At 63.7% G+C, this 26,147-nt stretch carries 27 protein-coding genes; 5 read left to right on the forward strand and 22 right to left on the reverse strand.

The window, feature by feature from the left end; all coding sequences use genetic code 11:
* Positions 1 to 143: 143 nt before the first annotated feature.
* The 4 genes from Q1W26_RS01425 to Q1W26_RS01440 are packed head-to-tail and all read right to left on the reverse strand — an operon-like array spanning position 144 to position 4,022.
* A complete protein-coding gene (locus Q1W26_RS01425; RefSeq protein ID WP_300434885.1) occupies positions 144 to 872 on the reverse strand; it encodes a fumarate reductase iron-sulfur subunit in 729 nt (242 codons plus the stop codon).
* Positions 872 to 1,204 carry a hypothetical protein gene (locus Q1W26_RS01430; protein ID WP_300434887.1) on the reverse strand — a complete coding sequence of 111 codons (333 nt, stop codon included), beginning with the start codon at positions 1,202 to 1,204 and terminating at the stop codon, positions 872 to 874. Before Q1W26_RS01430 ends, Q1W26_RS01425 begins: the two co-directional genes overlap by 1 nt.
* Positions 1,201 to 3,183 (reverse strand): fumarate reductase flavoprotein subunit, encoded by a 1,983-nt coding sequence (locus Q1W26_RS01435; RefSeq protein WP_300434890.1) that lies wholly within the window; start codon positions 3,181 to 3,183, stop codon positions 1,201 to 1,203. The genes Q1W26_RS01430 and Q1W26_RS01435 overlap by 4 nt, the downstream gene beginning before the upstream one ends.
* A 2-nt stretch (positions 3,184 to 3,185) precedes the next feature.
* The gene (locus tag Q1W26_RS01440; RefSeq protein ID WP_300434893.1) at positions 3,186 to 4,022 is read right to left on the reverse strand and encodes a fumarate reductase cytochrome b subunit; all 837 of its coding nucleotides are present in this window, start codon (positions 4,020 to 4,022) and stop codon (positions 3,186 to 3,188) included.
* A 337-nt stretch (positions 4,023 to 4,359) separates the two neighbouring features.
* Here Q1W26_RS01440 and Q1W26_RS01445 point away from each other — a divergent pair, with 337 nt between their 5' ends.
* Positions 4,360 to 4,845, forward strand: coding sequence for a YaiI/YqxD family protein (locus tag Q1W26_RS01445; RefSeq protein ID WP_300434895.1), 486 nt, complete (start codon positions 4,360 to 4,362; stop codon positions 4,843 to 4,845).
* A gap of 3 nt (positions 4,846 to 4,848) precedes the next feature.
* Here Q1W26_RS01445 and Q1W26_RS01450 read toward each other — a convergent pair whose 3' ends face one another.
* From Q1W26_RS01450 to Q1W26_RS01480, 7 genes are all read right to left on the reverse strand, one after another.
* The gene (locus Q1W26_RS01450) at positions 4,849 to 5,325 is read right to left on the reverse strand and encodes a hypothetical protein (protein WP_300434897.1); all 477 of its coding nucleotides are present in this window, start codon (positions 5,323 to 5,325) and stop codon (positions 4,849 to 4,851) included.
* Between the two features lie 90 nt (positions 5,326 to 5,415).
* The gene (gene arsA / locus Q1W26_RS01455) at positions 5,416 to 7,176 is read right to left on the reverse strand and encodes an arsenical pump-driving ATPase (RefSeq protein ID WP_300434899.1); all 1,761 of its coding nucleotides are present in this window, start codon (positions 7,174 to 7,176) and stop codon (positions 5,416 to 5,418) included.
* A gap of 11 nt (positions 7,177 to 7,187) precedes the next feature.
* Entirely contained in the window at positions 7,188 to 7,559 is a 372-nt protein-coding gene (arsD, locus tag Q1W26_RS01460; protein ID WP_300434901.1) for an arsenite efflux transporter metallochaperone ArsD, read from the reverse strand.
* Between the two features lie 35 nt (positions 7,560 to 7,594).
* Positions 7,595 to 8,668 carry an ACR3 family arsenite efflux transporter gene (gene arsB, locus Q1W26_RS01465; protein ID WP_300434904.1) on the reverse strand — a complete coding sequence of 358 codons (1,074 nt, stop codon included), beginning with the start codon at positions 8,666 to 8,668 and terminating at the stop codon, positions 7,595 to 7,597.
* The gene (locus Q1W26_RS01470) at positions 8,665 to 9,084 is read right to left on the reverse strand and encodes an arsenate reductase ArsC (RefSeq protein WP_300434906.1); all 420 of its coding nucleotides are present in this window, start codon (positions 9,082 to 9,084) and stop codon (positions 8,665 to 8,667) included. Before Q1W26_RS01470 ends, arsB begins: the two co-directional genes overlap by 4 nt.
* Positions 9,085 to 9,106: 22 nt before the next feature.
* A complete protein-coding gene (locus Q1W26_RS01475; RefSeq protein WP_300434908.1) occupies positions 9,107 to 9,616 on the reverse strand; it encodes an arsenate reductase ArsC in 510 nt (169 codons plus the stop codon).
* Positions 9,609 to 9,980, reverse strand: a complete 372-nt coding sequence (locus tag Q1W26_RS01480; RefSeq protein WP_300434910.1) for a metalloregulator ArsR/SmtB family transcription factor — start codon at positions 9,978 to 9,980, stop codon at positions 9,609 to 9,611. The genes Q1W26_RS01475 and Q1W26_RS01480 overlap by 8 nt, the downstream gene beginning before the upstream one ends.
* A gap of 216 nt (positions 9,981 to 10,196) precedes the next feature.
* On the opposite strand from Q1W26_RS01480, the gene yjjJ reads away from it, so the two are divergent.
* Positions 10,197 to 11,501 (forward strand): type II toxin-antitoxin system HipA family toxin YjjJ, encoded by a 1,305-nt coding sequence (gene yjjJ, locus Q1W26_RS01485; RefSeq protein WP_300434913.1) that lies wholly within the window; start codon positions 10,197 to 10,199, stop codon positions 11,499 to 11,501.
* A gap of 331 nt (positions 11,502 to 11,832) precedes the next feature.
* Here yjjJ and Q1W26_RS01490 read toward each other — a convergent pair whose 3' ends face one another.
* The 5 genes from Q1W26_RS01490 to Q1W26_RS01510 form a co-directional block, all read right to left on the reverse strand.
* The gene (locus tag Q1W26_RS01490) at positions 11,833 to 12,417 is read right to left on the reverse strand and encodes a hypothetical protein (RefSeq protein WP_300434916.1); all 585 of its coding nucleotides are present in this window, start codon (positions 12,415 to 12,417) and stop codon (positions 11,833 to 11,835) included.
* The gene (locus Q1W26_RS01495) at positions 12,414 to 13,859 is read right to left on the reverse strand and encodes an AAA family ATPase (RefSeq protein ID WP_300434919.1); all 1,446 of its coding nucleotides are present in this window, start codon (positions 13,857 to 13,859) and stop codon (positions 12,414 to 12,416) included. Before Q1W26_RS01495 ends, Q1W26_RS01490 begins: the two co-directional genes overlap by 4 nt.
* Before the next feature lie 468 nt (positions 13,860 to 14,327).
* A complete protein-coding gene (locus Q1W26_RS01500; protein ID WP_300434924.1) occupies positions 14,328 to 15,272 on the reverse strand; it encodes a cation diffusion facilitator family transporter in 945 nt (314 codons plus the stop codon).
* Entirely contained in the window at positions 15,269 to 16,348 is a 1,080-nt protein-coding gene (locus Q1W26_RS01505; protein WP_300434926.1) for a nitroreductase family protein, read from the reverse strand. Before Q1W26_RS01505 ends, Q1W26_RS01500 begins: the two co-directional genes overlap by 4 nt.
* A gap of 39 nt (positions 16,349 to 16,387) precedes the next feature.
* Entirely contained in the window at positions 16,388 to 17,287 is a 900-nt protein-coding gene (locus tag Q1W26_RS01510) for a ThiF family adenylyltransferase (RefSeq protein WP_300434929.1), read from the reverse strand.
* A gap of 206 nt (positions 17,288 to 17,493) precedes the next feature.
* On the opposite strand from Q1W26_RS01510, the gene Q1W26_RS01515 reads away from it, so the two are divergent.
* A complete protein-coding gene (locus Q1W26_RS01515) occupies positions 17,494 to 18,264 on the forward strand; it encodes a PEP-CTERM/exosortase system-associated acyltransferase (RefSeq protein WP_300434932.1) in 771 nt (256 codons plus the stop codon).
* A gap of 28 nt (positions 18,265 to 18,292) precedes the next feature.
* On the opposite strand, the gene Q1W26_RS01520 is transcribed toward Q1W26_RS01515, so the two are convergent.
* Positions 18,293 to 18,625 carry a hypothetical protein gene (locus Q1W26_RS01520; protein ID WP_300434935.1) on the reverse strand — a complete coding sequence of 111 codons (333 nt, stop codon included), beginning with the start codon at positions 18,623 to 18,625 and terminating at the stop codon, positions 18,293 to 18,295.
* A 197-nt stretch (positions 18,626 to 18,822) separates the two neighbouring features.
* Between Q1W26_RS01520 and Q1W26_RS01525 the strand changes: the two genes are divergently transcribed.
* Both Q1W26_RS01525 and Q1W26_RS01530 read left to right on the forward strand, forming a co-directional pair.
* Positions 18,823 to 19,407: a hypothetical protein gene (locus Q1W26_RS01525; protein WP_300434938.1), complete on the forward strand. Its 585-nt coding sequence runs from the start codon at positions 18,823 to 18,825 to the stop codon at positions 19,405 to 19,407.
* 85 nt (positions 19,408 to 19,492) lie between these two features.
* Positions 19,493 to 20,314 (forward strand): NADPH-dependent oxidoreductase, encoded by an 822-nt coding sequence (locus Q1W26_RS01530; RefSeq protein ID WP_300434941.1) that lies wholly within the window; start codon positions 19,493 to 19,495, stop codon positions 20,312 to 20,314.
* Positions 20,315 to 20,341: 27 nt separating this feature from the next.
* Here Q1W26_RS01530 and Q1W26_RS01535 read toward each other — a convergent pair whose 3' ends face one another.
* The 5 genes from Q1W26_RS01535 to Q1W26_RS01555 all read right to left on the reverse strand — a co-directional run bounded on the left by Q1W26_RS01535 (position 20,342) and on the right by Q1W26_RS01555 (position 26,068).
* Positions 20,342 to 21,133, reverse strand: coding sequence for an ABC transporter ATP-binding protein (locus tag Q1W26_RS01535; RefSeq protein ID WP_300434943.1), 792 nt, complete (start codon positions 21,131 to 21,133; stop codon positions 20,342 to 20,344).
* 15 nt (positions 21,134 to 21,148) lie between these two features.
* Positions 21,149 to 22,069: a nitrate ABC transporter permease gene (gene ntrB / locus Q1W26_RS01540; protein ID WP_300434945.1), complete on the reverse strand. Its 921-nt coding sequence runs from the start codon at positions 22,067 to 22,069 to the stop codon at positions 21,149 to 21,151.
* Between the two features lie 87 nt (positions 22,070 to 22,156).
* Entirely contained in the window at positions 22,157 to 23,413 is a 1,257-nt protein-coding gene (locus Q1W26_RS01545; protein WP_300434948.1) for an ABC transporter substrate-binding protein, read from the reverse strand.
* A 399-nt stretch (positions 23,414 to 23,812) separates the two neighbouring features.
* Positions 23,813 to 24,388: an ANTAR domain-containing protein gene (locus Q1W26_RS01550; RefSeq protein WP_300434951.1), complete on the reverse strand. Its 576-nt coding sequence runs from the start codon at positions 24,386 to 24,388 to the stop codon at positions 23,813 to 23,815.
* A 96-nt stretch (positions 24,389 to 24,484) separates the two neighbouring features.
* A complete protein-coding gene (locus Q1W26_RS01555; RefSeq protein WP_300434954.1) occupies positions 24,485 to 26,068 on the reverse strand; it encodes a SpoIIE family protein phosphatase in 1,584 nt (527 codons plus the stop codon).
* Positions 26,069 to 26,147: the final 79 nt, after the last annotated feature.

Genomic DNA, 26,147 nt, shown 5'->3' on the forward strand with positions numbered 1-26,147 from the left:
TACCCAGTAAAAGCTCCCTACAATAAGAAATGTGCAGTCTAAAAACAAAAACCCGCATCAGTAACGATGCGGGTTTTCAAGAGGCTGATGAGGCTTGTTTTTGGCTCTGTCCCGTCAAGCGTGGAGGGCTTCGAAGCGGCCTGCTACTTCAGCCCCACCGCCACCATCTTGCGCCTCAGAAACGCGATCTGGGTCTGCAGCGGCAGCCCCTTCGGGCACACGTCGTGGCAACCCAGCAGCGACATGCAGCCAAACACGCCGGTGTCGTCGCCGATCAGATCGTAGAAATCCTCATCGCTCCGCTCATCCCGCGGGTCCAGCCGGAAGCGGGCGATCTTGTTGAGGCCGATGGCGCCGACGAATTCCTCGCGCATCCGCAGGGTGCCGCAGCCGGCAACGCAGCAGCCGCATTCGATGCAGCGGTCGAGTTCGTAAATGGCTTCGGCGAGTTCGGGCTCCATGCGCGGCTCGACGGCCGTGAGATCGGGCTGCGCTTCGCTGTGGATCCAGGTTTCGAGGCGCTCGGCGGTGCCGCGCATCCACTTGCCGGTATTGACCGAAAGATCGCCGATCAGCTCGAAGACCGGCAGCGGGGCCAGGGTGATGGTGCTGCCGTGATCCCGCGTGAGCGCGCAGCAGGCAAGGCCCGGCTTGCCGTCGATGAGCATGCCGCAGCTGCCGCAGATGCCGGCGCGGCACACAAAATCGAACTGCAGAGAGGGCGCCAGACGCTCGCGGACTTCGGTCAGCGCGAGAAAGAGGGTCATGCCCTCGGCCTCTTCGACGCGAAAATCTTCCCAGTGGGGCGCCTCGCCCTCGGCCGGGCTGCTGCGCAGAACGCGCAGGGTAAGAATGCGGGGGCTCGTGCTCATCAGCCGTGCACCTTGCGGGCGTCGTCGCGCAGGGCGTCCCAGCCCCGGGAATGCTTGCCGGGGGCAAGGCTGATGTCCTCGCCGAGATCACGGACAAGGGCATTGCAGGGCACGCCGGGCGTGCTCCCGATAAGAATGCTGCAGGTGTTGCAGGCCCCGGCGTGACAGGGAAAGCTGTCCAGCCAGGTGGGCGGCAGGGTGCCGCGCACCTGCCGCATGGCGCCCAGCAGGGTCATGCCCTCGGTTTCGATGACTTCGAGTTTCTGCGTACGGCCACCGCCTAGCGGCAGGTGCAGCCGAACGATGCGGACTTGGGACAGGGGGGCGTTCATGATGTTTCATCTCCGGGCCGTGCATTCCTGCCGCGGAAGGCTTCCGGGACAAGGTGGTCGAACGGCATCAGGGCCTGTTGCACGGTGTAACGGTCGGCGTGCCCGAAAGCCGACCTGATGGTGGCGACTTCGGCCACGCGGGCTTCGGTCGCGGGGTGCTCGATGGCGTTTTTGGCACCGTAGCCGCGCCAGCCCGGCGGCAGCTCCATGCGCGTCACGTCGAGGGATTCGTAAGCGAGGGTCGGCAGGGTCTGGAAGTCGTCGTGCCAGGTGGCCAGGGTGCGCTTGAGCCAGCCGGCATCGTCACGCCGGGGGTGGTCTTCACGGAAGTGGGCGCCGCGGCTCTCGGTGCGCTGCAGCGCGCCGTAGGCCACACACAGGGCCAGCTTGAGCATCTTTTGCAGGCGATAGGCGGTAACGAGTTCCGGGTTGGCGCCGGCCCGCTTGGTGCCGATGCCGATCTTGCGGCTTCGCAGCAGCAGTGCCTGCAACTCATCCACGGCTTCCTGGAGCAGATCGCCCCGGCGGAAGATGCCTACTTTCTCGGTCATGATGTCCTGCATGCGGCGCATCAGTTCGGATGCGTTTTCCGTTCCGTTGCCATGCAGCAAAGTGTCGATCTTTGCCTGCTCCCGTTCGAGGAATTCCCGCACGAGTGCCGTCGACACCTGCAGTTCTCCCGCCGACGATTCCACGAAATCGGCCATCGTCTCGCCGACGATCATGCCCGCCACCACCGTTTCGGCCACCGAGTTGCCGCCCAGGCGATTGAAGCCGTGCAGATCCCAGCAGGCCGCCTCGCCGCAGGCGAACAGCCCCGCCAGCCCGCGGGCCTGGCCGGCGGCGTCGGTGCGGATGCCGCCCATCGAATAGTGCTGGGCCGGGCGCACCGGAATCATGTCCTTCACCGGGTCGATGCCCAGGAAGTGCTGGCAGATTTCCTTCACCTCGCGCAGCTTGCCGTTGATGTGCTGGGCGCCCAGCAGCGTGATGTCCAGCCACAGGTGATCGCCGAAGCGGGTCTTCACGCCGTGGCCCGCGCGGATGTGTTCTTCCATGCGGCGCGAGACCACATCGCGGGAGGCAAGCTCCTTTTTCTCGGGCTCGTAGTCGGGCATGAAGCGGTGGCCGCTGGCGTCCTTCAGCAAACCGCCGTCGCCGCGACAGCCTTCGGTTACCAGAATGCCGGCGGGGAAGATGGTGGTCGGGTGAAACTGCACCGCCTCCATGTTGGCCAGCGTCGCGACGCCGGTTTCCAGCGCAATGGCGGCGCCGATGCCTTCGTTGATCAGCGCGTTGGAGGTGACCCGGTAAATGCGCCCGAAACCGCCGGTGGCGATGCAGGTGGCCTTGGCCACGTAGGCCGAAAGCTCGCCGGTGACCAGATCGCGCACGATGGCGCCGTGGCAGCGCGTGCCGTCATGAATCAGCGCGACGGCCTCGGTGCGCTCATGCACCGGAATGCGCTCGGCTACCGCCTGATCGCTCACCGCGTAGAGCATGGCGTGGCCGGTGCCGTCCGACACGTAACAGGTGCGCCACTTCTTGGTGCCGCCAAAATCGCGGGCGGCAATCAGGCCGTGGGAGGCGTCGGGTTCGGTGAGGGTGACGTGCTGGCCGTCCATCACCACCTGGCGCGGGCCGGCCTTGACCCGGTTCCAGGGCACGCCCCAGGCGGCCAGCTCGCGCACGGCCTGCGGCGCGGCATGCACGAAAAGACGCGCCACTTCCTGGTCACAGCCCCAGTCGGAGCCGCGCACGGTGTCTTCAAAGTGCACGTCCTCGTTGTCGCCGGCGCCTTTGAATGTGTTGCCGAGGCTGGCCTGCATACCGCCCTGGGCGGCCGCCGAGTGAGAACGCTTGGGCGGCACGAGGCTGAGGATGATCACGTCCTGCCCGCGGCGCCGGGCGCCAACCGCGGCACGCAGCCCGGCCAGGCCGCCACCCACCACGAGAACGTCGGTGTAAACGATGCGCATGATCAGTTCCTCACCGCCACGTTGCCCACCACCGACGGCGCATAACGCTGACCCGCCTGGTCGGCGTGGGCGATGCCCAGCTGCACGTAGGCCAGCAGCGTAACGAGGCCGAGGCCCAGGAAGAACACGCTGAAACAGGTCTTGGCCACGCGCAGGCGGCGGCGGGTGTGCACCGGATCGCGCCCTTCAAAGGCGCCCCACTTGAGCGCCAGGCGATAAAGGCCAAGGCTGCCGTGGATTTCCACCGCGAAGAGCAGCAGCAGGTAGAGCGGCCACATGGTGCCCGTCCAGATGCGGTCGGCGGATTCATACGGCCCGATCAGCTCGGGCTGGGTGAGCATGCCGTAGAGATGCACGGAGCCGAGAAAGAACAGCGCAAAGCCCGTCCACAGCTGAATCCACCACAAGCCGGTGTCGCTGTGACGCAGCTGCGCCTTGTGCTCGGAAAAAACCCGGTACTGGCGGAAGCTGGCCGGAAACTTGCGCATCGCCAGCCAGGCATGCAGCACGAACACCGTGAACACCACCCCGACCACCACCGACACCACCCAGGGCTGCGGCTTGCCGAACAGCCAGGCGGCCTCGAAGAAGCGGGCAACGGTATGGAAGGCATCCTTGCTGATCAGGATCGACGACACGAAAAACATGTGCGCCACCAGAAACAGCGCCAGGAACAGGCCCGAAACGCTTTGCAGCAGGTCGAGCCGCGCCGGCCAGCGGCTCTTGCGCAGGCGGGCACCGGCACGGGTGGCGGAAACGGGGATGGCAGCCGCCCGGCCAGGCGCCGGAAGGTCCGGAATGTCGGCGGGCAGGCCGGTTTGTTCTATTGAGCCAGTCATGGGGAAACAGAGACCGCGGTTAGCTTCTCCCCGCAAGGGGAGCATGAGCCGGCAGTGCCACCAGGCCGGGTTGAAAACCCCGCGGCCCTGGTCGGCAGGCGCGCCGGCACCTTTTGTCTCCTGATCGTACGGATAGCGGTTTACGCTTTTTATTGGATCAATTTAGCACAGGTTGCTGCACTGCAACATAGGCCAGTTTCCTACCCCTTGCCATCCCGAAGCGACATGGAAACAAGACGGCCCCAAAATCTGTTGCTTTTCGGCAACAAGCGGCCCCAGGCGGCCCCAGGCGGCCCGGAGTAAACTGGCCACCTCCCCAAATGTCCGCCCCCTGTTCATGCAAATCTGGATCGATGCCGACGCCTGCCCGGTGGTCGTCAAGGAAATCGTCTTCCGCGCTGCCGAACGCCTGCAGCTCGAGACCATCCTGGTGGCCAACCGCATGCTGCGCACCCCGCCCTCGCGCTTCATCCGGGCCATTCAGGTGCCGTCCGGCTTCGATGTGGCCGACGCCCACATCGTCGACCAGCTCAAGGCCGGAGATCTGGTGATCACCGCCGACATTCCGCTCGCCTCGAACGTGCTGGCGCGCCAGGCCCACGCGCTCAACCCCCGCGGCGAGATGTACACCGCGGCCAACATCGCCGAAGCCTTGTCGATGCGAAATTTTCTGGAGGAACTGCGCGGCAGCGGCGTGCAGACCGGCGGCCCCGCCGCCTTCAGTCAGGCCGACCGGCAGGCCTTTGGCGCCGCGCTGGACCGCTTTCTGGCGAAAGCGGTAAAAAAGCCGCAGGACAGAGCCCCTGGCTCACGCCCTGCCTGAGCTTCAGCCCCGGGCGGTTTTCCAGCCCGGATGCTGGAAATACCTGCCGTAAGCATCAAGGGCCTTCAAGACCGTCACCGCGCCGTCGTGGCGCGCTTCGCCCTCTTTGCCTTCCATGCTTGCTGCGCCCGCCAGCAGCTCGGCAATCACCCCGTGCAGCATGGCGTCGGCCCTGGGTGCCAGCTTGCAGTGCGCGACCGCGTAGGCCACCTGATCGTTCACCGTTTTGGCCAGGGCCTGGTAGTCAGCGTCCTTGAACTGGTCTTTGTGGATGCGTGGCAGCGCCTTGGCCATGGCCTGGTTGATGTGGCCCATGGCCTGACGCAGCGGGGCGTCGCTGGCCCATTTTTTACCGGCGTTGAGCTGCAGCGTCGGCGCACCGTGATCGTGATGTTCATGGTGCTCATGCCCCGCGGCCTGGCCGGCGAGCGGCAAGGCGAGGGCAAGAAACGCGAGCGCGGCAGAGATTCGGGTTTTCATCAGCAGATCCTTTGCAAAGCCATGAGAAGGTTTCAACAGGCCTTGCATGATATACCCGACAAAAATACTCAACTTAATCCAGCTCAAGTTTCAGGGTGCAAGACCCGCGGCCAGCATGCCGGCCAGCCCCTTTTGCCCTGTCGGCGCCTCGGCCAGCCACGGGATCAGCGCGACCCGGCTGGACAGCTCGCCAACCCGCCGGATGAACGGCGCTTCGAAGCGGCCACGGGCGGCCAGCACCGGGTCGAGGCTGCCGCTGGCCAGCAGGCTCTGGTTGATCACCCACGCGAAGGGCTTGATCTGCGCCCGGCCCAGGTCGGCCTGCAGGCGCTCGGCTTCGTGCACCGGCGTGGCTTCGGCGAGGGTCAGGATCAGCACGCGGGTGAAGTCGGGGTCGCGCAGGCGCGGCAAAAGCTGGCGCACGGCATCCGGCAGATCGCCACGACTGCGCAGCACTTCCCGGTGGTAGGCCTCGGCGGAGTCCATCAGCAAAATGGTGTGGCCGGTGGGCGCGGTGTCGAGCACCACGAAGCCATCGGCGCCCTCCTCCACGGTGCGGGCAAAGGCATGAAAAACCGCGATCTCCTCGGTGCACGGTGAGCGCAGGTCTTCTTCCAGCACGGCCCGGGCGCCGGGGTCCAGCTGATCGCCGGCCCGGGCGATCACTTCGGCACGGTGACGGGCCACTTCCAGGGCCGGATCGATGCGGCCGATGCGCAGATTGGCAACGCCCGCATCCAGCAGATCGGCCACGTGGGCGGCCGGGTCGGTGGTGGTGAGCAGCACCCGGTGGCCGCGCCGGGCAAGGCTCAGCGCCACGGCAGCGGCGACGGAGGTCTTGCCGACGCCGCCCTTGCCCATCGTCATCACCACGCCATGGCCAGTGGCGGCCAGCTCGTCGACGAGCCCGGCCAGACCGGGCGGCAGCGCGATGTCAGGCGCAGGAACCGGCGCCGGCGCGGCATCGGCTTGCGGTGCCGACGGCAACAGGGCCGCACGCAGCGCATCGAGGCCGACCATGCCGCGGGCGACGAAGGGTGTCTCGCTCTGCGGCAGGCCCGCCAGCCCGGCCGGAATGTCAGCCAGCGCGGCGGCGTGGCGGGCCGCCATCGCCTGGGCGACAGGGTCGTCGCTGTGCGCCACGAACACGCCATTCACGGCGAGGCGCGGGGTGCTCACGCCGAGTTCGGCCAGCTCGCGCCGGGTGCGTTCGGCTTCGCGCAGGGCGGCCGCTTCGGGGCGGGAAACCAGGATGATCGCGGTGCGCGCCGGGTCGGCCAGTTCGGCCACCGTGGCGGCGTAGAGCTTCTTTTGTTTTTCGAGGCCCGCCAGCGGCCCGAGACACGAGGCGCCGCCCGCGCCGGTGTCGAGAAACTCCGACCACGCCGAGGGCAGCGTGAGCAGCCTGAGCGTGTGGCCGGTGGGTGCGGTGTCGAAGATGACGTGGTCGAAATCCTGGGTGCGCGCCGGCAGGCCGATAAGCTCGGCAAAGGCATCGAAGGCCGCGATCTCGACGGTGCAGCCGCCGGAAAACTGCTCTTCGATGCTGCGGATGGCGGCCTCGGGCAGAACGCCCCGGTACGGCCCGACCATGCGCTCCCGGTAAGCGGCCGCGGCGGCTTCCGGGTCGATGTTGAGGGCGAAAAGGCCCGGCAGCACCGGCGTCGGCGTGGCGCCGAGGGGAACTTCGAGCACTTCGTCGAGATTGGAGGCGGGGTCGGTGCTGACGATCAGCACCCGCTTGCCCGCCGCGGCCAGCGCCAGGCCGGTGGCGCAGGAAAGGCTGGTCTTGCCGACGCCGCCCTTGCCGGTGAAAAAAAGGTAACGCGTATCGACAGCGGGCAAGGGCATGGCGGCGGCCCTCAGCAGCAGCCGGAACCGGGGGCGCAGCCGCCGCTCACCGGAATGCGGATGCGTGGCTTGTCGGCGGTGGCCACCAGCCCGAGCTTCGCAGCCAGCTGGGCGCGGCTCGGGTAGAGGCCGGTGGAAACGATCTGGCCATCGACGGCAAGAATCGGCAGGCGCTCCATGCCGGCTTCCATCTCCTTGATCACCGCCGGGTTTGCCGCGAAGGCCTGGGGTTCCTGGCCCAGGTTGTAGCGGGCCACGGCCACGCCCTGGGATTCGGCCCATTTCAGGTCGGCGGCAAACTGCGCCAGCACCGGGTCCACGTCCACTCCGCACACGCCGGTCGGGCAGCACATGGCGGGATCGAACACTTCAAGCTTTTTCATTTTCAGTCTCCGGAAAAAATGGCGGGTGAATCCACTCAGGCCGCGCTGCGCTCATACCAGCCCTTGCTGGAATTGACCACCTTGACCACCAGCAGCATCACCGGCACCTCGATCAGCACGCCGACCACCGTGGCCAGCGCTGCGCCGGATTCGAAACCGAACAGGCCGATGGCCGCGGCCACCGCCAGCTCGAAAAAGTTGGACGCGCCGATCAGCGCCGACGGGCAGGCCACGCTGTGCTTCTCGCCCACCGCCCGGTTGAGCCAGTAGGCCAGCGCCGAGTTGAAGAAAACCTGGATCAGGATAGGCACCGCCAGCAGCGCAATGACCATCGGCTGCTTGAGGATGGCCTCGCCCTGGAAGGCGAACAGCAGCACCAGCGTGACCAGCAGCGCGGCGACCGACCACGGCCCGATCGTCTCCATCGCCGCATCGAAGGCCGGCTTGCCCCTGGCGAGCAGCAGCTTGCGCCACACCTGCGAGAGGATCACCGGAATGACGATGTAGAGCACCACCGAGATCAGCAGGGTGTCCCAGGGCACGGTGATGGCCGAGATGCCGAGCAGGAAGCCGACCAGCGGCGCAAAGGCCACCACCATGATCGTGTCGTTGAGCGCCACCTGCGACAGCGTGAACAGCGGATCGCCGTTGGAGAGCCGGCTCCACACGAACACCATCGCCGTGCACGGCGCCGCCGCCAGCAGGATGAGGCCGGCGATGTAGCTGTCGAGCTGATCGGCCGGGAGCATCGGCGCAAACACGTTGCGCACGAAGAGCCAGCCGAGAAAGGCCATCGAGAAGGGCTTGACCAGCCAATTGACGAACAGCGTGACGCCGATGCCACGGATGTGGCCCTTCACTTCATGCAGCGCGCCGAAATCCACCTTCACCAGCATCGGGATGACCATCACCCAGATCAGGAGGCCGACCGGCAGGTTCACCTGCGCCACCTCCATGCGTCCGATGGCCTGGAAGACGCCCGGCGCCAGCTGGCCAAGGCCCACGCCGGCGAGAATGCACAGGAACACCCAGACCGTGAGGTAGCGCTCGAAAACGCTCATCGGCACGCCCGCAGCGGCCTTCAGCGTGGCTTCGCACTGGGCGCTCATGGCTTGGCCTCCAGCCCCAGGGCCTCGACCAAGGCCGGCACCAGCACGCGGCGGATTTCGTCGCGCACGGCGATGAAGCTGTCCAGCGGCTCGCCGTGGGGGTCGTGAAAAGGCACGTGGATGCGTTTCACCGGACGCGGGAAGATCGGGCAGCTCTCCTTGGCGTTGTCACACACGCTGACGACGAGGTCGATGGATTCATCGAGCAGCGTGTCGATCAGCTTGGGGTGCAGGCCGTCGGTGGGCAGGCCGGCAAGCTGCAGGGCCACGATGGCGCCGTCGGCAACCTTGGGCTGCGGCACGGTGCCGGCCGACAGGGCGCGAACCCGGCCGGCAAGATCGTGGTTGAGGATGGCTTCGCCCATCTGGGAGCGGCACGAGTTGCCCGTGCACAGTACGAGTACGGTGGGAGTCATTGCGGGGTTCCAAAAATACGGCTTATTGCCCCTGCTCGCGCAGGCGACCGATGCTGTCCACTTCCTGCTTGAGGGCCATCTTGTCGAGCTTGGCAAAGGGCAGGTTGATGAATACGGAAATCCTGCGGTTCAGAAGTTGCAGCGCGGTGTGCACCGCGTGACGCCTGGCCGCGTCGTCGCCCTGGACGGCCGCAGGATCCTCGATACCCCAATGCGCCGAGACCGGCTGACCCGGCCATACCGGGCAAACCTCGCCTGCGGCGTTGTCGCAAACGGTGAACACGAAATCCAGCGCCGGGGCGCCGGGCGCCGCGAACTCGTCCCAGCTCTTGCTGCGCAGCTCGGCCACCGGCAGGTTCTGGGCTGCCAGCATTTCCAGAACGTAAGGATTGACCTTGCCGGCCGGGTGACTGCCGGCACTGTAGGCGCGGAAGCGGCCCTTGCCGATCTGGTTGAGGATGGCCTCGGCGAGAATGCTGCGCGCCGAGTTTCCGGTGCAGAGAAAGAGCACGTTGTAGATACGGTCAGTCACGGGAATTCCCTTCACAGGCAGGTTCAGGATTGCAGCGCGGGTCCGGATTTTCTGCGCAGACGGCGTTGGGCAGGCAGGCCTTGCCCTGGCAGCAGTTGTCGGTGAGAAAGGCGATGAGTTCGCCCATCGCCGAGTAGTCGGCCGAGTAAAAGATGAAGCGGCTTTCCTGGCGCCCGCGAATCAGGCCGACCCGGCTGAGGTGAGCCAGGTGGAAAGACAGCGTGGCAGGCGCAAGGCCCAGCGCTTCGCCAACGGCACCGGCCTTGAGGCCTTCCGGCCCGGCCTGCACGAGGGCGCGAAAGATGGCCAGACGCGTCTCATGACCGAGGGCGGCAAGGGATTCGGCAGCAGATAACGTTTCCATGTTTCAAGTATTATCGAAATATAAAAGCGGGTCAAATGACAGTTTTGTTGCAGCGGAGCTGCGGGGTAAGGCAGAAAGTGAAGAGCGGCGACCGCTAAACGCCCACGCCACTTCAGCTCCTGAACCCAGGCCGATTCCTCAGAAAAATCGTGACGGGTCGCGATTGAGTGGCCAGACTAGCTATTCATTAATGTATTCATTTATCCATTCATAGCCATGGCTCGTAATGCAGACTCCATCCGCCTGCTGCTCAGTCAAGGACCGATGGCTTCTCGCCAAGTCGTTGAAAAAACTGGAATCAGCCAGCCGACGGTTTCGCGTGCGCTGGCTGCGCTTGGCGACGAGGTGGTCCGGATAGGGTCCGGTCCATCTATTCGTTACGCCCTGCGGGACAGCTCTCGCGGCTTCGCGTCGACTCCGATTTTCCGCATTGGCGATGACGGGCTGATTCGGCAAATTGGCACGCTCGTTCCTGTTCGCCCGGATGGCTTTGCCATGGTGCAGACCGACGGCGTGGCGATTCATAGCGACGGGCTGCCGTGGTGGCTGTTCGACATGCGGCCACAGGGGTATCTCGGCCGGGCCTACGCATCGAGGCATGCAGCCGGTCTCGGCTTGCCGGCAAACCCGGAGCTCTGGGGCGGCGCTGAAGTCATCAGAGCGCTGCTTGCGCATGGCCATGACGCAATCGGCAACCTGCTGATTGGGGAGCGGGCGCGGGACCGGTTCATTGGAATGCCGGCCCCGCTCCCGGTTGATCGGGCCGCAGACTATCCCGCTCTGGCACGTGCCGCCGGCGCCGGGGAGCTTCCCGGCTCGTCGGCGGGTGGCGAGCAGCCGAAGTTTTGCGCCTACACAGAGCGCGGTCATGTGCTGGTGAAGTTCTCCGCACCGGACGACAACCCTGTCAGCGAGCGCTGGCGCGACCTCCTGCTGGCCGAGCACCTGGCTCTTTCGGTGCTAGGTGTCGAAACGGAGGTTTTCGATTTCGGCGGTCAGCGATTCCTCGAAGTACCGCGATTCGACCGCATCGGTCAGCTAGGCCGCGTTGGTGTGCTCTCTCTGCGCGCGCTCGATGCGGAATTCGTCGGAGAGGTTTCGGCGCCTTGGCCCTCGCTGGTCAGTCGCCTTGTCGCCGATGGCCACGTCCATGCCGACGCCGCCGCGGGCTCTGCGAGGCTCTGGGCATTCGGAACGCTGATCGGCAACACCGACATGCACGCGGGAAATTTGTCGTTTCTAAGCAGTCACGGCCGCCCGTATTCGCTCGCGCCGGCTTACGACGTGCTGCCCATGGGGTTTGCCCCCAGAAGTGGCGGCGCAATCGTGAATACGCTTCCGCCGGCGTCACTGTCGGTTTCGGTCAATGGTGAAACCTGGCGCGAGGCACTGCATCTGGCTGAAATGTTCTTTGCCAGGGTCGGCGATTGCGCGGGCCTCTCCGGCAGCTTCTCTCCCTGCATTGAGGCGATGCGCAGGCACATTGACGAAGCCGCATCCCGCATCGCCCGCTTGGGATAAAACTCCAGGCCAAGCCGTAACAATCCACGACGGAGTGACAGTCGCCTTGTTGGCCAGAGCGGTAATTGGGTACCTCGAAAAACCCCTGATTTTCACCTCGAGCGCTTCGTAACTCCTTGATTTATCGATGCGTGATTTTTGGAAAATGAGGTTTTTCGAGGTGCCCAATTGAAGGTTTGCCGCTCTAACGGCGGCAGCACTTTGCTTTCCAGTCATTCGACAGTGTCCAAAAAGACGCGGATGCAGCCGAACCGAGTAGGCATTTTCGCGACGCGACACTCACTTTACCTACAAAAAACCATAAGCATACTCAGCATGCTTCGCACGAACACTAACACGGAGTGATGACCGGTTCAGGAGGCACAATAGGGCTGATAAGGATGTTATGGCCGAAAAGACGAAAGGGCTTGCGTGAAGAGTATGCATCGAGCGCGGACGCCTTCATTTTTTTTGCAAAGAGCTCATCGGCATTTTCCTTGCCGGAGTGCTTCCACGGGTCAGCGACAAGGTAAGCCTTTATCTCTTTAATAAAGTCACCTGAAAAGACATTCGCGTAGCGCTTTTCTATAAAATCGTGAATCGCTGTACTGAACTTATCCTCAATCTCGCCTGGGTGAAGACGCCTAGTAGGTCTCCTACCATTTGAAAGACGTAGCTCGATTAGATAAACCGAGATACGGCCGTCGCAACATTTAACGATGACGAGATTGTCAATAACCTTTGGAGGGTTGTGAGCAGTCCGAGTGTTGTATGCGTGGTATTCATCAAGCTTGAGAATACAAACCAGATCTTCCCTGAGATCTCCTTGTTCATTCAGAAGTTCGGGGTGGAAAGTAATGCCAACCCCATTTTCTGAAACATCTAACCGCCTTATGGCAAAAAGCTCTGGTATCTGGATTACCTCGTTCAGAATCATTGCTGATCCTGCTCAGGCTCGTTGGCGCTCAGCAGATCTAGCTTTTCTGAGAAAAGATCTTCTGCTACGTCACCAAAGTTCTCGTCAGTTATTCCGAATTCGTCGACTTCCAAGCTGTGGCTGGCTGTGCCGTGCTCAGATCTCACGAACCTAAAAGCCTCGATCCTCGACTCTCCAAATGCCTTAGAGATCACCAGATTACTTAACTTGTTGAATACGAAATTGCTATGAGTCGTCACAATCATCTTCACCTCGCCGCCAGAAACGAGTTTGGCAAATGCGTTCATCAAAATAACTTGCGTGTGTGGATGTAAATGAGCCTCTGGCTCTTCAATGAAGATTATTTGCTTTCGACGTTGGTCTTCGGCAATTCGCCGCCTGCGTGAACTTCGCCTTTGATCGCTATCTGGAAGAACATGCTTTAGGTATGTGATGATCGGCGCAACTTCGGAAACCATTGAGGACGTTGAGGAGAGATCTAGCTTGAGGTCGACATCGAATGGTTTGTAGAAAAGGCGCTTGCTCTTGTGATCGAATTCAACCGCGCCGCCAAGGGCGAGGCGTTCCAACTCATCAGCGACGCGGGCGAAGCTACTCTCCGTTCCTTTCTTCGATGGACGGATCTCGTTGAGCTTGAGGAAGTAGTCAATAAGTGGTTCCGGAATTGCGGGCAGTTCAATTCGCTGCGAGAGAAAGGTCCTTCGCTTTGAAAGTTCGGCGATTATTTGGCCGAAGGCACTAAGAGCCTGGTAAAGACCAGATCGGGAAGCCGGTAAGTAATGGACATCACTAACAGTCGAACCCGCTTCTAACACGAAGTCCTGAAACGCCCTAAAGGCAAAGAGCTGTACCCGGATTTGCGCCTGCTCAAGGACATCAGGGCCATAGATAATTGTCTCGTTCCCCGCGGCGCGAGGAGTTCTGTGCTGCTTACTCTTGCGGTAGATGACCTTTGCAGCGGTAGAGATTGAAAAAACTGACAATCGCCCATTTGCGATCCTTAGTTCAGCTGACAGTTCCGACGTGGAAATAACTATCGAGGTCGGGTCATTGCTGCGCCGGTTTTCAAGGTTTGAGATTTCCCCAAAGGTGCCTTGGATTGTCTTTTCAAGTTGATCGGCGAAGAACACTCCTAAAGCTCGTTCTGTCACGGATTTAATCAAATCAGTGACGTCGATATCTTTGGACGCAGATTTTAGGCTTTTCAGAAAGGCCTGAGTCTTTGTGTCGTCCGCTTTGTCGGAGAGTTTGTCGAGGAAGAGTTCGCTGTAGAACGGACGGTCGATCTGCTCCGCTGACAGGAGTGTCTTTAAGATCGCATACAAGAGAGAAATTGCGTAGGACTTGCCGATGTTGTTCTCACCGACGATCAAGACGAAGTCGGCCTCAAGGTCAATGCTGAACTCTCGTAGCGGTCCAAAATTTTTGCAGGTAATTTTCATCGACTGGATTTCCTAGATTTCCTGGCTGGCATTGTTACTTCACTTCTGCGACGCCCTTAAAAAACGAATTGTAATTGCAGAGTGATTTGTGCGCTTGCTTGATTTTTGCTTAGGATAACAAAGGATTCGTTGCCCTCGCGCTTCAATGACATTTCAGCACTAGGGATCGAAGCTTCTCAGGAAATGACCGCTTCAATGAGGTCGCTTCGTCGAAGACGCCATTCTGATTTCTTGACCAGCGACCGTTGATCTATCACTTGCAGACACTGGGGGTCCGATTACCAACGACCGCTCAGGCCGAAACCCGGTCTCATGCCAGCGACAACAAGCAACTCCCTGGATCTGAATCTCGTGGCTGACTCGATCCAGGTTTCGTCTCTTTCACCACCTTGACACCGATGCCCCATCGGCGAACAGCGCCTGAACCAAGGACTGCGCTTTCACGTTCTTTATCGCCCGACAAAGACCTCAATCGAGGTGCAGGGGCGCCGCGCAGCCGTCGGCGATGCCGTCGAGTTCGATCTGGATGGTGGGGTGGCGGATCTGGAAACGGTGTTCCAGCTGCTCGGCGAGGGCGACGAAGAAGCTGTCGCCAGGATGGCCGTCAGGCATCACGAGGTGGGCGCTGAGGGCCACCTCGGAAGTACCCAGCGCCCACACATGGAGATCATGCACGCTGACGACGCCCGGCTGCGCGGCCAGGCAGGCATGCACGTCGGCCAGGTCGATGCCGTCTGGCACCCCGTCGAAGGCCAGGTGCAGCGACTCGCGCAGCAGGCCCCAGGCGCCGACGACGATCACCACCGCAATCACCAGGCTGACCACCGGATCGAGCCAGACCCACCCGTAGTGGAGATAGAGCGCCCCGGCAGCCACCACGCCGAGGGACACCAGCGCGTCACCGGCCATGTGCAGAAAGGCGCCGCGAATGTTGACGTCGGACTTGCTGCCGGACATGAACAGCGCCGCGGTGACACCATTCACGACGACGCCGATGGCCGCCACGACGATCACCGTGAGCCCGCCCACGGGCTCGGACGACTGCAGGCGCTGGATGGCCTCGAGCGCCAGCGCCCCCATTGCGAACAGCAGCAGCATGGCATTGGCCAGCGCGGCCAGGATGGAAGCCCGCGCCCAGCCGTAGGTGCGTCGGTGGGTGGGGCGCAGGCGGCCGGCTGCGGCCGCCGCCCAGGCGAGGATCAGCCCGGCAACGTCGGAAAGGTTGTGGCCGGCATCGGCCAGCAGCGCGAGGGAATCCGAGGCCCAGCCATAAAAGGCCTCGACGACGACGAAAACGACATTCAGCGCAATGCCGATGGCGAAGGCCCGGTCATGGGACACCGGGCCATGGTGGGAGTGCGAATGAGCGTGGCCATGACCACCGGCGTGGTCATGCTCATGGGCATGGCTCATCGGCCTGTCAGCATCAGCTCGTCGACGCTCTTGCGCAGCGAACGGGAGCGCGGCGCATCGGATACGCCGACACGGCAGAAGAAGGTGAGGCCCTGGTCGGGCCCGAAACCGCCGATGCGCTCGAACTCGTCGGCCAGCGCCAGCGCGCCCGCGTTGATCTTGGGGACGCTGGAAAACGTCAGCCCGGCCCGGGCGTACCAGCGGAAAATCAGCGGCGTCATCTCGGGCTGCAAATGCAGGCCCACCGAGGCGGCGGTCAGCCACACCCGCTGCAGCGCGATGCCGCCGCGGACGTGGTCTTCCAGACTGCGGGCCGGAACGTCGGCCTTGACCAGCACGTGGGCGGCACAGGCCCGCGCCGGAATGTAGTCGAGCTGGATGCGCGGCGCGATGGTGCCGAACAGGTATTTGTTGAAGAACTGGACCCGTCCCCAGCTCGCCATCACCCACTCCATCAGCCGTGCGGTGGCACCATCCACGCCCACCGCCTGCTCGGGGATGCGGTCCTTGCTGAAGCGGGTGCGCCACTCGATGATTTCTTTGTGCACCGGATAGGCCTCCGGGCAGGTCAGGCGCACGTAGGCGCTGCGCCACAGAAAACCGGCCACCTGGCGGCGCTCGGCGCTGGATTCGAAGAGGCTGATGCTGTAGCCGGGCCCCGGCGCGGCGCTGAGGGCCTGGCGCTGGGCGGCTGTCAGCGGCGTGGTGCGCATCGGGCGACGCTGCACGACGCGGCTTTCGATGAAGGGCAGGAGCGGATCGGGCGCCATGCCGGGGCGGGCCTCGAGGCGCACGTCAAACACCGGCGCCTTGTCGGATGAACCGGGCCGCAGGCTCCAGCTGGCCGCCAGGCCCTCGCCGGTGGCGGCGATGCGCAGGGTTTCCAGCAAGGCACCGTGGGCCATGTGGCTGGCGTGGCCGTTGAAATCGTAAAGACACCATTCACGGGTGTCGTTGCCGTGGATGACGATGTGCTCGTCGGCGGCGATCTCGAAACGCCAGGGCTGGGTGTTGTCGCCGCTGGGCGCCCAGCGGGCCAGGTCGAGGATTTTCAACAGGGTTTCACGACGGGCCATGAGGCGCTCCTCGACAAGGCGGATTCGGGACTTGGAAAATCAGGATTTGCCGGCCTGTTCCAGGCGGCGCATGGCACGCAACTGGCGACGGGCGATGAACAGGCCGATCTGCTGGATGGGATTGCGGTTGCCGCCCGGCCGCCAGGTTTTGACGTAGCGGTTGCGGTAGGCGTCGAAGTGGAGGCCCCAGGGCGCGCACATCACTTTGCCGCGCCCGAGGAGGATCTTGAGGGATTCGGTGGCCGTCACGCCGGCGCACAGCTGGCAGGCGGCGATGGTGCTCGGCCCGCGCTTCTCGGTGAAGTTGACCCGCGACGGATCGGCCAGGTAGCCGCGCTGCAACATGGCCGGCGACAGGCCGAGCAGAAAGCGCACCGCCATTTCGTCCTCGTCGCAGCCGTCAAGACGGAAATATTCCTCGAAGGACATTTTGCCCGGCAGGAAGCTCAGCACCGCCGTGCCCATGCCCAGCGGCGCCGCGGTAACGGCCGGCACGCCCAGCCGGTGGCAGGCGTTGAAGGTGTCGCGGCGGGCGGCAAAGGCAAAGAAGTCGAGGCCATCGACGTAAAGATCGACGCCGCTCAGAAAATCATCGAGGTTGCCGGCATTGACGCCCTTGTCGAAGATCCGGATGTCGAGTTCGGGGTTGATGTCCCGCGCCATTTCGGCCATCACCTCGGCCTTCGGGCGTCCCAGCGACGCCATCGACGCTCCGGCCTGCCGGTTGAAGTTCACGACATCGAAGGTATCCATGTCGGCGATATTGAAAGCCCCGATCCCCAGACGCGCCAGGGTGAGCAGGTGCACCCCGCCGACGCCCCCCATGCCGGCGATGGCAATACGCTTGCCACGCAGGGCGGCTTGCTCTGCCCGGGTAACCCATCCGATGTTGCGGGAAAAGGCTTCGTCATAATTGAAAGGGGTGCCGGCGTTAGACATGCTCGTTATATCCGTCAGGCGGGGAAACAGTATGATACGACAGTTGGACGGGCTTCCCGCGCAGCCATGTCGCCGCTGCAAGCCGTTACCGGCCGGGATTTCCGACCCCCGGCCACTCTCCAGTGCCTAACCGGCTTTCAAGGTATGCGGCCTCCGGTCGTTGACATCGTTCATGATCATGTTTCATTTGAAGAGGCCGAATTGCCATGTCGCTACTTGATAGATTCAGTCTGGGCGAAGGCTTCAGGAAATACTTCGAAGTCCTCGCGGCTTTCGATGACGGCACCCAGAATGATGTCTTCGGGATTCGCCACGAGGTGTACTGCGAAGAGTTGGGCTTCGAGCCGGTTCGACCGGATCGTCGTGAAACCGACGATTACGATCGTCACAGCCTGCACTGCCTGATGCGCAGCTCGAGCGAGCCCCATACCCTGGTCGGCTGCAACCGGCTGGTGCTGGCCCGCCCGGAAGACCCCGACTTTCCGCTGCCTTTCGAACACACCTGCCGCGCCACCCTCGACCGGTCCATCATCGATCCCGCGCGCCTGCCCCGCGGCACCATCGCCGAGGTCTCCCGGCTGGCGGTTCGCGCCCATTACCGGCGCCGCAAAGGCGAAACCAAAACCGCCCTCGCCCTCAGCGACGACGACTTCGGCACCAAAGAGCAGCCCCGCTTCCCGTACATCCCCATCGGCCTTTACCTGGCCGTGATCGCCATGGCCCGGCACGAGGGCATCGAAACCCTGTTCATGCTCACCGAACCGCGGCTGGCCGACCACTTCTCCAAGCTCGGCGTGAAGATCACCCAGATCGGCGGCCCGGTGGAACACCGCGGCATCCGCGTGCCCTCGATGATGGACGTGAACAGCGTCATCAAGGGGCTGCGCTTCTTCGTCAAACCGATCTGGAAAATCGTGATCCAGGAAATCGAAGCCGGCTACACCACCGGCCGGCCGGCCTTTCTCAGCAAGCCCTGAAACACGGGTCGCTCCGCCACGGGCAGTCTCACTCTGCCGGTGTATCCCGGTCGCTCAGCGGATAGGCATCGGCCACGTAGGCATGCCCCTTCATCACGATGACGATGCTGCAGCCGATCGCCACCGTAAAAACCACCGTCCAGTGCAGCACCACGGCCGCAACGGCCACGATGTCTGCCGACTGGACCACCTTCAGCAACTCGGCCGGTGGCAGGCCGTTGTCGAAAAAGCGGGCGCTGACGGCATAAAGCGCTGACAACAACGTGCCAATCAGCGCAGCCTGCGGCAATTTGCGCAGGATCCGCCACTCCAGGCCCGGATTTTCCTTGCGGCTTCCGGGCAAGCGCTTCAGCCAGTCCATGCGATTCTCCTCTGCGTTCATCACAGCTATAAGGCAGGGCTCCGGCGCAGGGGTTCCCACCAACGGAATCAAAAAGCGGCGCGCCCGGCCTTCGAATCAAGACGCCTTCCGCCGGCGGCGCCCCGCGTCCCTGTCATTCGGCTGCAATCACGGGCACTTAGCCTGAGGGGCCCGCTTCCCCCATTCAGGAGACCGTCATGTACCTGTCCTCCACCGATATCCAGCAAACCCGTCTGCACACCATCGACAACCTGCACCTCGCCTCCCGCGCATGGGTCGATGCCACCGAGAAGCTTGCCGATCTGGCCATGCGCGCCGGGCGCCAGGCCCTCGAGCGCGGCGTGAGCCGCATGGAGGCGCTCGCCGACACCCGCGAGTTCAGCTTCGACAGCATTGCGCTCCGGCACGACAACGACTGGCACGTCGAATCCGCCGGCCTCGTCAGCGAATACTTCGGCATCATCGGCGACGCCCACCAGGCGGTTCTGCACCTGGCCAAGAAGCAGGTTGCGGTGCTCGACACGGTGCTGTTGCGGCAGATGGACCGCGCCGCCCTCAGCGCCGACGCCAACGGCGAAGTGGCCATCGACCACATGAAAACGGCCATCCGCCAGGCGGAGAGCGGCTTCAACGAACTGGCTGACGCGGCCGCCCGGGGCACCGGCATGCTCGAGGAGCAGGTTCGCCAGGCCTCCGGGGCCCTCGTCGCGGAGCCGGTGGACAGCGATGCAGCCGGCACCGACACCCCGGCACCGCGCAGCCGCAGGACCCGCGCCGGCTGAAACCGGCGTCTCCTGGCGCTAAAATTAGTGTTTTGGCCGGCGGCGGAATCCCTCCGCCCCGGCTTGAACCCTCGTCAGGAACCCCATGACCACCCGCGCCTCCCTCTACCAGGCCCGCTACGGCTCGCCCGACGTGGCCGTACCCGCCGCCGGCTCAACGCTCATCGACCACCTTCTGGCCCACCGCTCGGTGCGCGCCTACCTGCCCGATCCCGTAAATGACGACCAGTTGGCGGCCATCGTGGCCGCCGCCCAGTCGGCCGCCAGTTCGTCCAACCTGCACGCCTGGAGCGTGGTGGCCGTGCGCGACCCGGCACGCAAATCCCGCCTGGCCGTGCTGGCCGGCGACCAGCCGCACATCCGCCAGGCGCCGCTGCTGCTCGTCTGGCTGGCCGACCTGGCCCGGCTGGAACAGGTGGCGCAAAAAGTCGGCGAGGAGCACGTGGCGCTGGACTACCTGGAAATGTTCGAAGTGGGCGTGATCGATGCCGCCCTCGCCGCCCAGAACGCGGTTTCGGCCGCCGAATCCCTGGGCCTGGGCACGGTGTACATCGGCGCGATGCGCAACCGCCCCGAAGAAGTGGCGACCGAGCTGCAACTGCCGCCGCGGGTGGTGGCGGTGTTCGGCCTGTGCGTCGGCACGCCCGACCCGGACCAGCCGGCCGCCGTCAAGCCGCGCCCGCCGCAATCCGTGGTGCTGCACAACGAAACCTATTCCCTGCCCGCCCAGGCTGCGGGGCTGGAAACCTACGACACGGTCATGAGCGACTTCTATGCCAGCCAGGGCATGAAGGTGCGTGGCACGTGGTCCAACCATTCTGCCAAGCGCGTCCGCGACACCGCCGCGCTGTCGGGTCGCGACCGGCTGGTGGAGGCCCTGCACCAGCGCGGCTTCGAGCTGAAGTAAAGCAGAGCGCCCCGCCTCAAGGCCGCATCAGGCGGCCTTTTTCATTTGCTTCTGGTACAAAAACTCGAGGATCGCCGCACGGCACTCGGCAAAGTGCGGGTCATGGGCCAGTTGCAGGCGGTCGCGGGGCTTGGCTAGCTTCACGTCGAGGATTTCGCCGATCGTGGCCGCCGGGCCGTTGGTCATCATCACCACCCGATCGGACAGCAGCACGGCTTCATCGACATCGTGGGTCACCATCACCACCGTGGCACCGGTCTTGGCCATCACCCCGATCAGCTCGTCCTGCAGCGCGGCGCGGGTGAGCGCATCCAGCGCGCCGAAGGGCTCGTCCATCAGCAGGATCTTCGGCTCCATCGCGAAGGCGCGGGCGATGCCGATGCGCTGCTTCATGCCGCCGGAAATCTCGTGGGGCAGCTTCTGGGCGGCGTGGCCCATGTGCACCATTTCGAGCGCCGCATGGGTGCGCGCCCGCAGCGCCTCCTTGCCTTCCTTGGCGCTGAAGACCCGCTCGACGGCCAGATAGACATTTTCGAAGCAGTTGAGCCAGGGCAGCAGCGAATGGTTCTGGAACACCACCGCCCGCTCCGGGCCGGGGCCGGCAATCTCGCGGCCATTGCACAGCATCACGCCCGAGGTGGGCAGCGTGAGGCCGGCGATGAGGTTGAGCAGCGTCGATTTGCCGCAGCCCGAGTGGCCGATCAGCGACACGACTTCGCCGGTGCGGATCTGCAGATTGACGTCTTTCAGGGCCACGAAGCTGCCCTTCTTAGTCTCGAAGGCCATGCCGACGTTTTCGACTTTGACGATTGCGTTCATTTTGGGGCTCCCGAATCAGTTGGTGCCGTAGCTGAAGCGGCGGGCGATCAGCAGCAGCAGGTATTCGAGCAGCAGGCCGACAATGCCGATCACGAAGATGGCAATGAGGATGTGCTCGACCTTCAGGTTGTTCCACTCGTCCCACACCCAGAAACCGATGCCGACGCCGCCGGTCAGCATTTCCGCCGCCACGATCACCAGCCAGGCGGTGCCGATCGACAGCCGGATGCCGGTGAGCATGTAGGGCAGTACCGAGGGAAAGAGGATCTTGGTGATGATCCTGAACTCGGACAGGTTGAGCACCCGCGCCACGTTGAGGTAATCCTGCGGCACGCGCTGCACGCCCTGGGCGGTGTTGAGGATCATCGGCCAGATCGAGCAGATGAAGATCGTCCAGGTGGACGCCGGATCGGCGGCCTTGAAGACCATCAGGCCGATGGGCAACCAGGCCAGCGGCGACACCGGGCGCAGGATGCTGATGATCGGTTCGAGCATGCTGTTCATGAAGGCGAAGCGACCGATGATGAAGCCCATCGGGATGCCCACCAGCGCCGCGAAGCCGAAGCCGATGGCGACGCGCTTGAGGGACGACAGGATGTTCCAGCCGATGCCCTGGTCGTTCGGCCCGTTCTGGTAGAAGGGATCGGAGAAGAGCACGACGGCGGCATCGAGCGTCTTTGCCGGGCTGGGGAAGTCGGCGGACTTCATCGCGACCAGGGCCCACAGGCCAATCACCAGCGCAAAGCCGATGAGCGGCGGCAGCACGGCGCGGATGAAGTTGCTGAAATGCTCGCCGAAAGAAACGGAGTTGTCGGGCGTGCTTACCAGCGCGGGGGTTGCGGCAGAAGTTGCAGCCATATCGGTTTCCTTGACTGGGGTGGCGTCGGCTTCGGGCCGGACGGCCATGAGGCCGGAGGTAAGGGTCGCAGTGGTCATCAGGATCTCCAGGATTCTGTAGGGGCGAATAAATTCGCCCGCGGGTGTGGATTGGCAGTGATGGGCGAAGGAATTCGCCCCTACAGGTCAGCCGTGAATCTTGAAACCGGCGGCGTACTTCTTCGGGTCCTTGCCGTCCCACACCACGCCGTCGATCAGCTTGGACGTGCGGAAGTCGGACTTGGGAACCGGCACACCGACGATGCCGGCGGCCTGCTTGTAAAGCTCGGTCTGGTTGATCGCCTTTGCCACGGCCAGGTAATCCACGTCCTGCTTCAAGAGGCCCCAGCGCCGGTGCTGGGTCAGGAACCACATGCCGTCGGAGAGATAGGGGTAGTTCACCGCGCCGTCGTTGTAGAACTTCATGAGGTTCTTGTCGGACCAGCTCTTGCCGAGGCCGTTTTCGTACTGGCCGATCATCCGGCTGCGGATCACATCCACGTCGGTATTCACATAGCTCTTGGCGGCCACCGTTTCGGCGGTCTTGCTGCGGTTGGCGGCGCTGGCATCGATCCAGCGCGAGGCGTCGAGGATTGCGCAGATCACCGCCCGGGCCGTGTTGGGGTATTTGGCAGCGAACTCGGCGGTGGAGCCCAGCACCTTTTCCGGGTGGTCCGTCCAGATGTCCTGGGTGGTCACCGCGGTAAAGCCGATCTTGTCGACAATGGCGCGCTGGTTCCAGGGTTCGCCCACGCAGTAGCCGTCCATGTTGCCCACGCGCATGTTGGCCACCATCTGCGGAGGCGGCACGACGATGTTCTTCACGTCCTTGAACGGGTCGATGCCGTGGGCCGCCAGCCAGTAGTAAAGCCACATGGCGTGGGTGCCGGTGGGAAAGGTCTGGGCGAAGGTGTATTCCTTGTCCTTCTTGGCGATGACCTTGGCCAGCGAGGCGCCATCCACTGCGCCCTTATCCTTCAAGCCGTTGGAAAGGGTGATGGCCTGGCCGTTGTTGTTGAGGGTCATGAGCACCGCCATGTCCTTCTTCGGGCCGCCGATCCCCAGGTGCAGGCCATAGATCAGGCCGTAAAGCACATGCGCCGCATGGAGTTCGCCGTTGGCCAGCTTGTCGCGCACGCCGGCCCAGGAGGCTTCCTTGCTCGGAACGATCTTGATGCCGTACTTCTTGTCGAAGCCCATCACGGAAGCCATCACCACCGACGAACAGTCGGTCAGCGGGATGAAACCGATCTTCACTTCTTCCAGTTCCGGCTTGTCCGAGCCTGCCGCCCAGACGCCGCCCGCGGGGAGCATCGTGCCCATTGCCGCCATACCTCCCAAAGTGGCCCCGGCCTTCAGAAAGCCGCGGCGGGAAAGAATCGTGTCATCGAATTGCTTGCTCATAGCTCGCCCCTGATCCGGTCATTCAAAAAAAAACGGGCGTCGCATCGCCCCGCAAAAACCTGCGAGGGATGGACGCCCTTGTCCAAGTGTGATCGCCTGATCAAGCTGGCCCGCCGTTGGGCCAACTTCATTTCACTCTTAGCGAGGAGCGTGCCAAGAAAAACAACTCATTGATTCATATCAATAAAGTAATTTTCTCCAAAAAAATACCCACTAAGAGGTAGGCAAACAAACCCCGAAAGACGCACTGATGCAGTGCAGCACGCACCGCTTTGGCACGGTTACGGACACCCCCGGCGCAAACCCCGCGTGAACAACGGTATCGGGGCGAAAACGTCGCTGCGTTTTCGCCCCGATTCCATGCACGCCCGGCCGGGCAGCTACCTCTTTTTGATTATTTCAGAGCAACAGACTGGCCATGTCGATCACGTCCTGGGCCACGTCGGCCAGCTTGCGGCCGCGCTCCATCGCCAGTTTGCGCAGGGCGTGATAGGCCTCGCCCTCATCGAGCCCACGGGCTTTCATCAGCAGGCCCTTGGCCCGGTCGATGGTGATGCGCTCGGAGAGCCGGCGCGTGGCGTCGTCGCGTTCGGCGCGCAGATGCTGAAAGGCCTCGAACTGGGCAATCGCCACCTCGACCAGCGCATCGAGGCGCTCCGGGGCAACGGAATCAACGATATACGACGACACGCCGGCATTCACGGCGCGGCGGATGAGTTGCGAATCGGCTTCCAGTGCACACAGCAGCACCGGCCGCGGACAGTCGCGATTCATGATCGCCAGGTGTTCAAGGGTGTCGCGACTGGGGGAATCGGCCTGGATGAAGATCACGTCAGGCTTGGTGGCGAGCACCTGTGCGGACAGTTCGAAGGCGCTCGACAGCACCGCCGTGACCTGATGACCGGCCAGCGCCAGCGCCGCACAGACGTCTGCAGCGCGCTCGCGGGAAGAATCTACAACCAACACTCGGAGCATGGCGAACCACAAAGAAAACGGATACTCCAGACAAAGCAGGAAGCGCGCCAGCACGCCTCCTGTTTTGTCCGCCAATGGCCGCCCGCCTTGAGCCGGTCAGAGCTTGCCGCCCTCACCCGGCTTGGCCACGTTCCCTCCATCGTCCATCGCACAATCGATGATCAGCACCGACACATCATCGCCGGCCGGCTGCCGCCCCAGGTGCGCGGTGAGCGCCTGGCGCAGACCGGCGACCCGGGAGGCCCGCGGCGTGCTCTGCAGGGTGCGCTCCAGCCCACTCGCGCTGAAGGCCTCGCCGGCACTGTTCTCGGCCTCGGTCAGTCCGTCGGAGCACAGCACGAGCTGGCTCGGCTCATTCCAGCTGAACGCCTCGGGAACGATCCCGGCTTCGGACGAAGGCAGGATGCCCAGCGGCAGCTGGCGCGAGACAAAGCGCTGGAGCACACGCCCGTCGTCGCCGATACGCAGCACATCCGGCACCCCGCCCACCCAGATCTTTCCGTTGCGGCTGCCGGCCTCGAGCCGCACCACGGCCGCGGCCACGAAGCGCCCGCGCGGCAGAAGTCCGCACAGCAGGCTGTTGAGTTCGGTCACCAGAGCCGGTAGCGGCGCATTGCCTGCGGCCCCGCGGTAAAAGGCGCCGAGCGCCGGCAGCACGCTGACCGCGGCAGCCAGCCCATGCCCGGTGGCGTCGGCCAGCATGGCGTAAAGCGCGCCCTGCGGCGAGCGGGCCACCAGCACCACGTCACCCGAAAAATTGCGCGCCGGCATGACCGCATATTGCACGGCACCGTCGCGCAGCCAGTCGCTGCGGATCTGGCGTTCCATGATGGCCATGGCGAGTTCCTGCTCGCGCTCGGATTCGTCGTGATAGCGCTGCAGGCGTGCCGCGTCTTCGGCCAGTTGCTGCTGGATGCGGCGCTTCTCCGAAGTGTCGCGCACGACCCCGATGAACATCCGCCGGTTGGGCAGGTGAATGTCCGACACGCCGAGCTCCAGCGGAAACGTGGAGCCATCCTTTCGAATGCCGGTCAATTCACGGATCTGGCCGATGATGCGTTTCTCGCCCGACTCCCGGTAGCGCTGCAGGTAGGCGTCGTGCGCCTCGCGGTTGGGCGAGGGCATCAGGATGCGCAGGTTCTGGCCGACCATCTCGTTGGCCGTGTAGCCGAAAATCTGGGTTGCCGAGCGATTGACGGACAGGATCGTGCCGCTTTCGTCGGCGGAGATGATGCCGTCGATGACGCCATTGGCCACCGCCCGCACCTGTTCCAGCGAACCCGACAGGCGCCGCTGCATGTCGAGCAGCCGGCGCAGCGCCTTGAAACGCGCGGCAAAAACCGGGAAGGACAAGGGCTTGGTCAGGTAGTCATCGGCGCCGACCTCGAGCCCATGCACCACGTCACCTTCGCCACTGAGGGCCGACAGGATGATGATCGGCACCCAGTGATCGCCCCCCATGGCACGAATCTGCTTGATGGCCTCGAAGCCGTCCAGGCGCGGCATCATGAGGTCCATCAGCACGATATCCGGGGCCTCCTGGCGAAACAGATCCACCGCCTCGATACCGTCCGAAGCAAAGATGGGCGTGCAGTTCAGGTGGGCAAGAAAGGCGCCGACGATGGTCCGGTTGGACGCAATGTCGTCGGCGACAAGTACCCTAAGCTGTTTTTCAGACATCAGCAGTTCTCTACCCGTGGCAGGCGGCGGCTCAAGCCGAAGCCCGCAGATTCGATCGGCAGGAGATCCTGCCGGCCTG

The organism is Zoogloea sp., assembly GCF_030157465.1.
Classification (GTDB): Bacteria; Pseudomonadota; Gammaproteobacteria; order Burkholderiales; family Rhodocyclaceae; genus Zoogloea.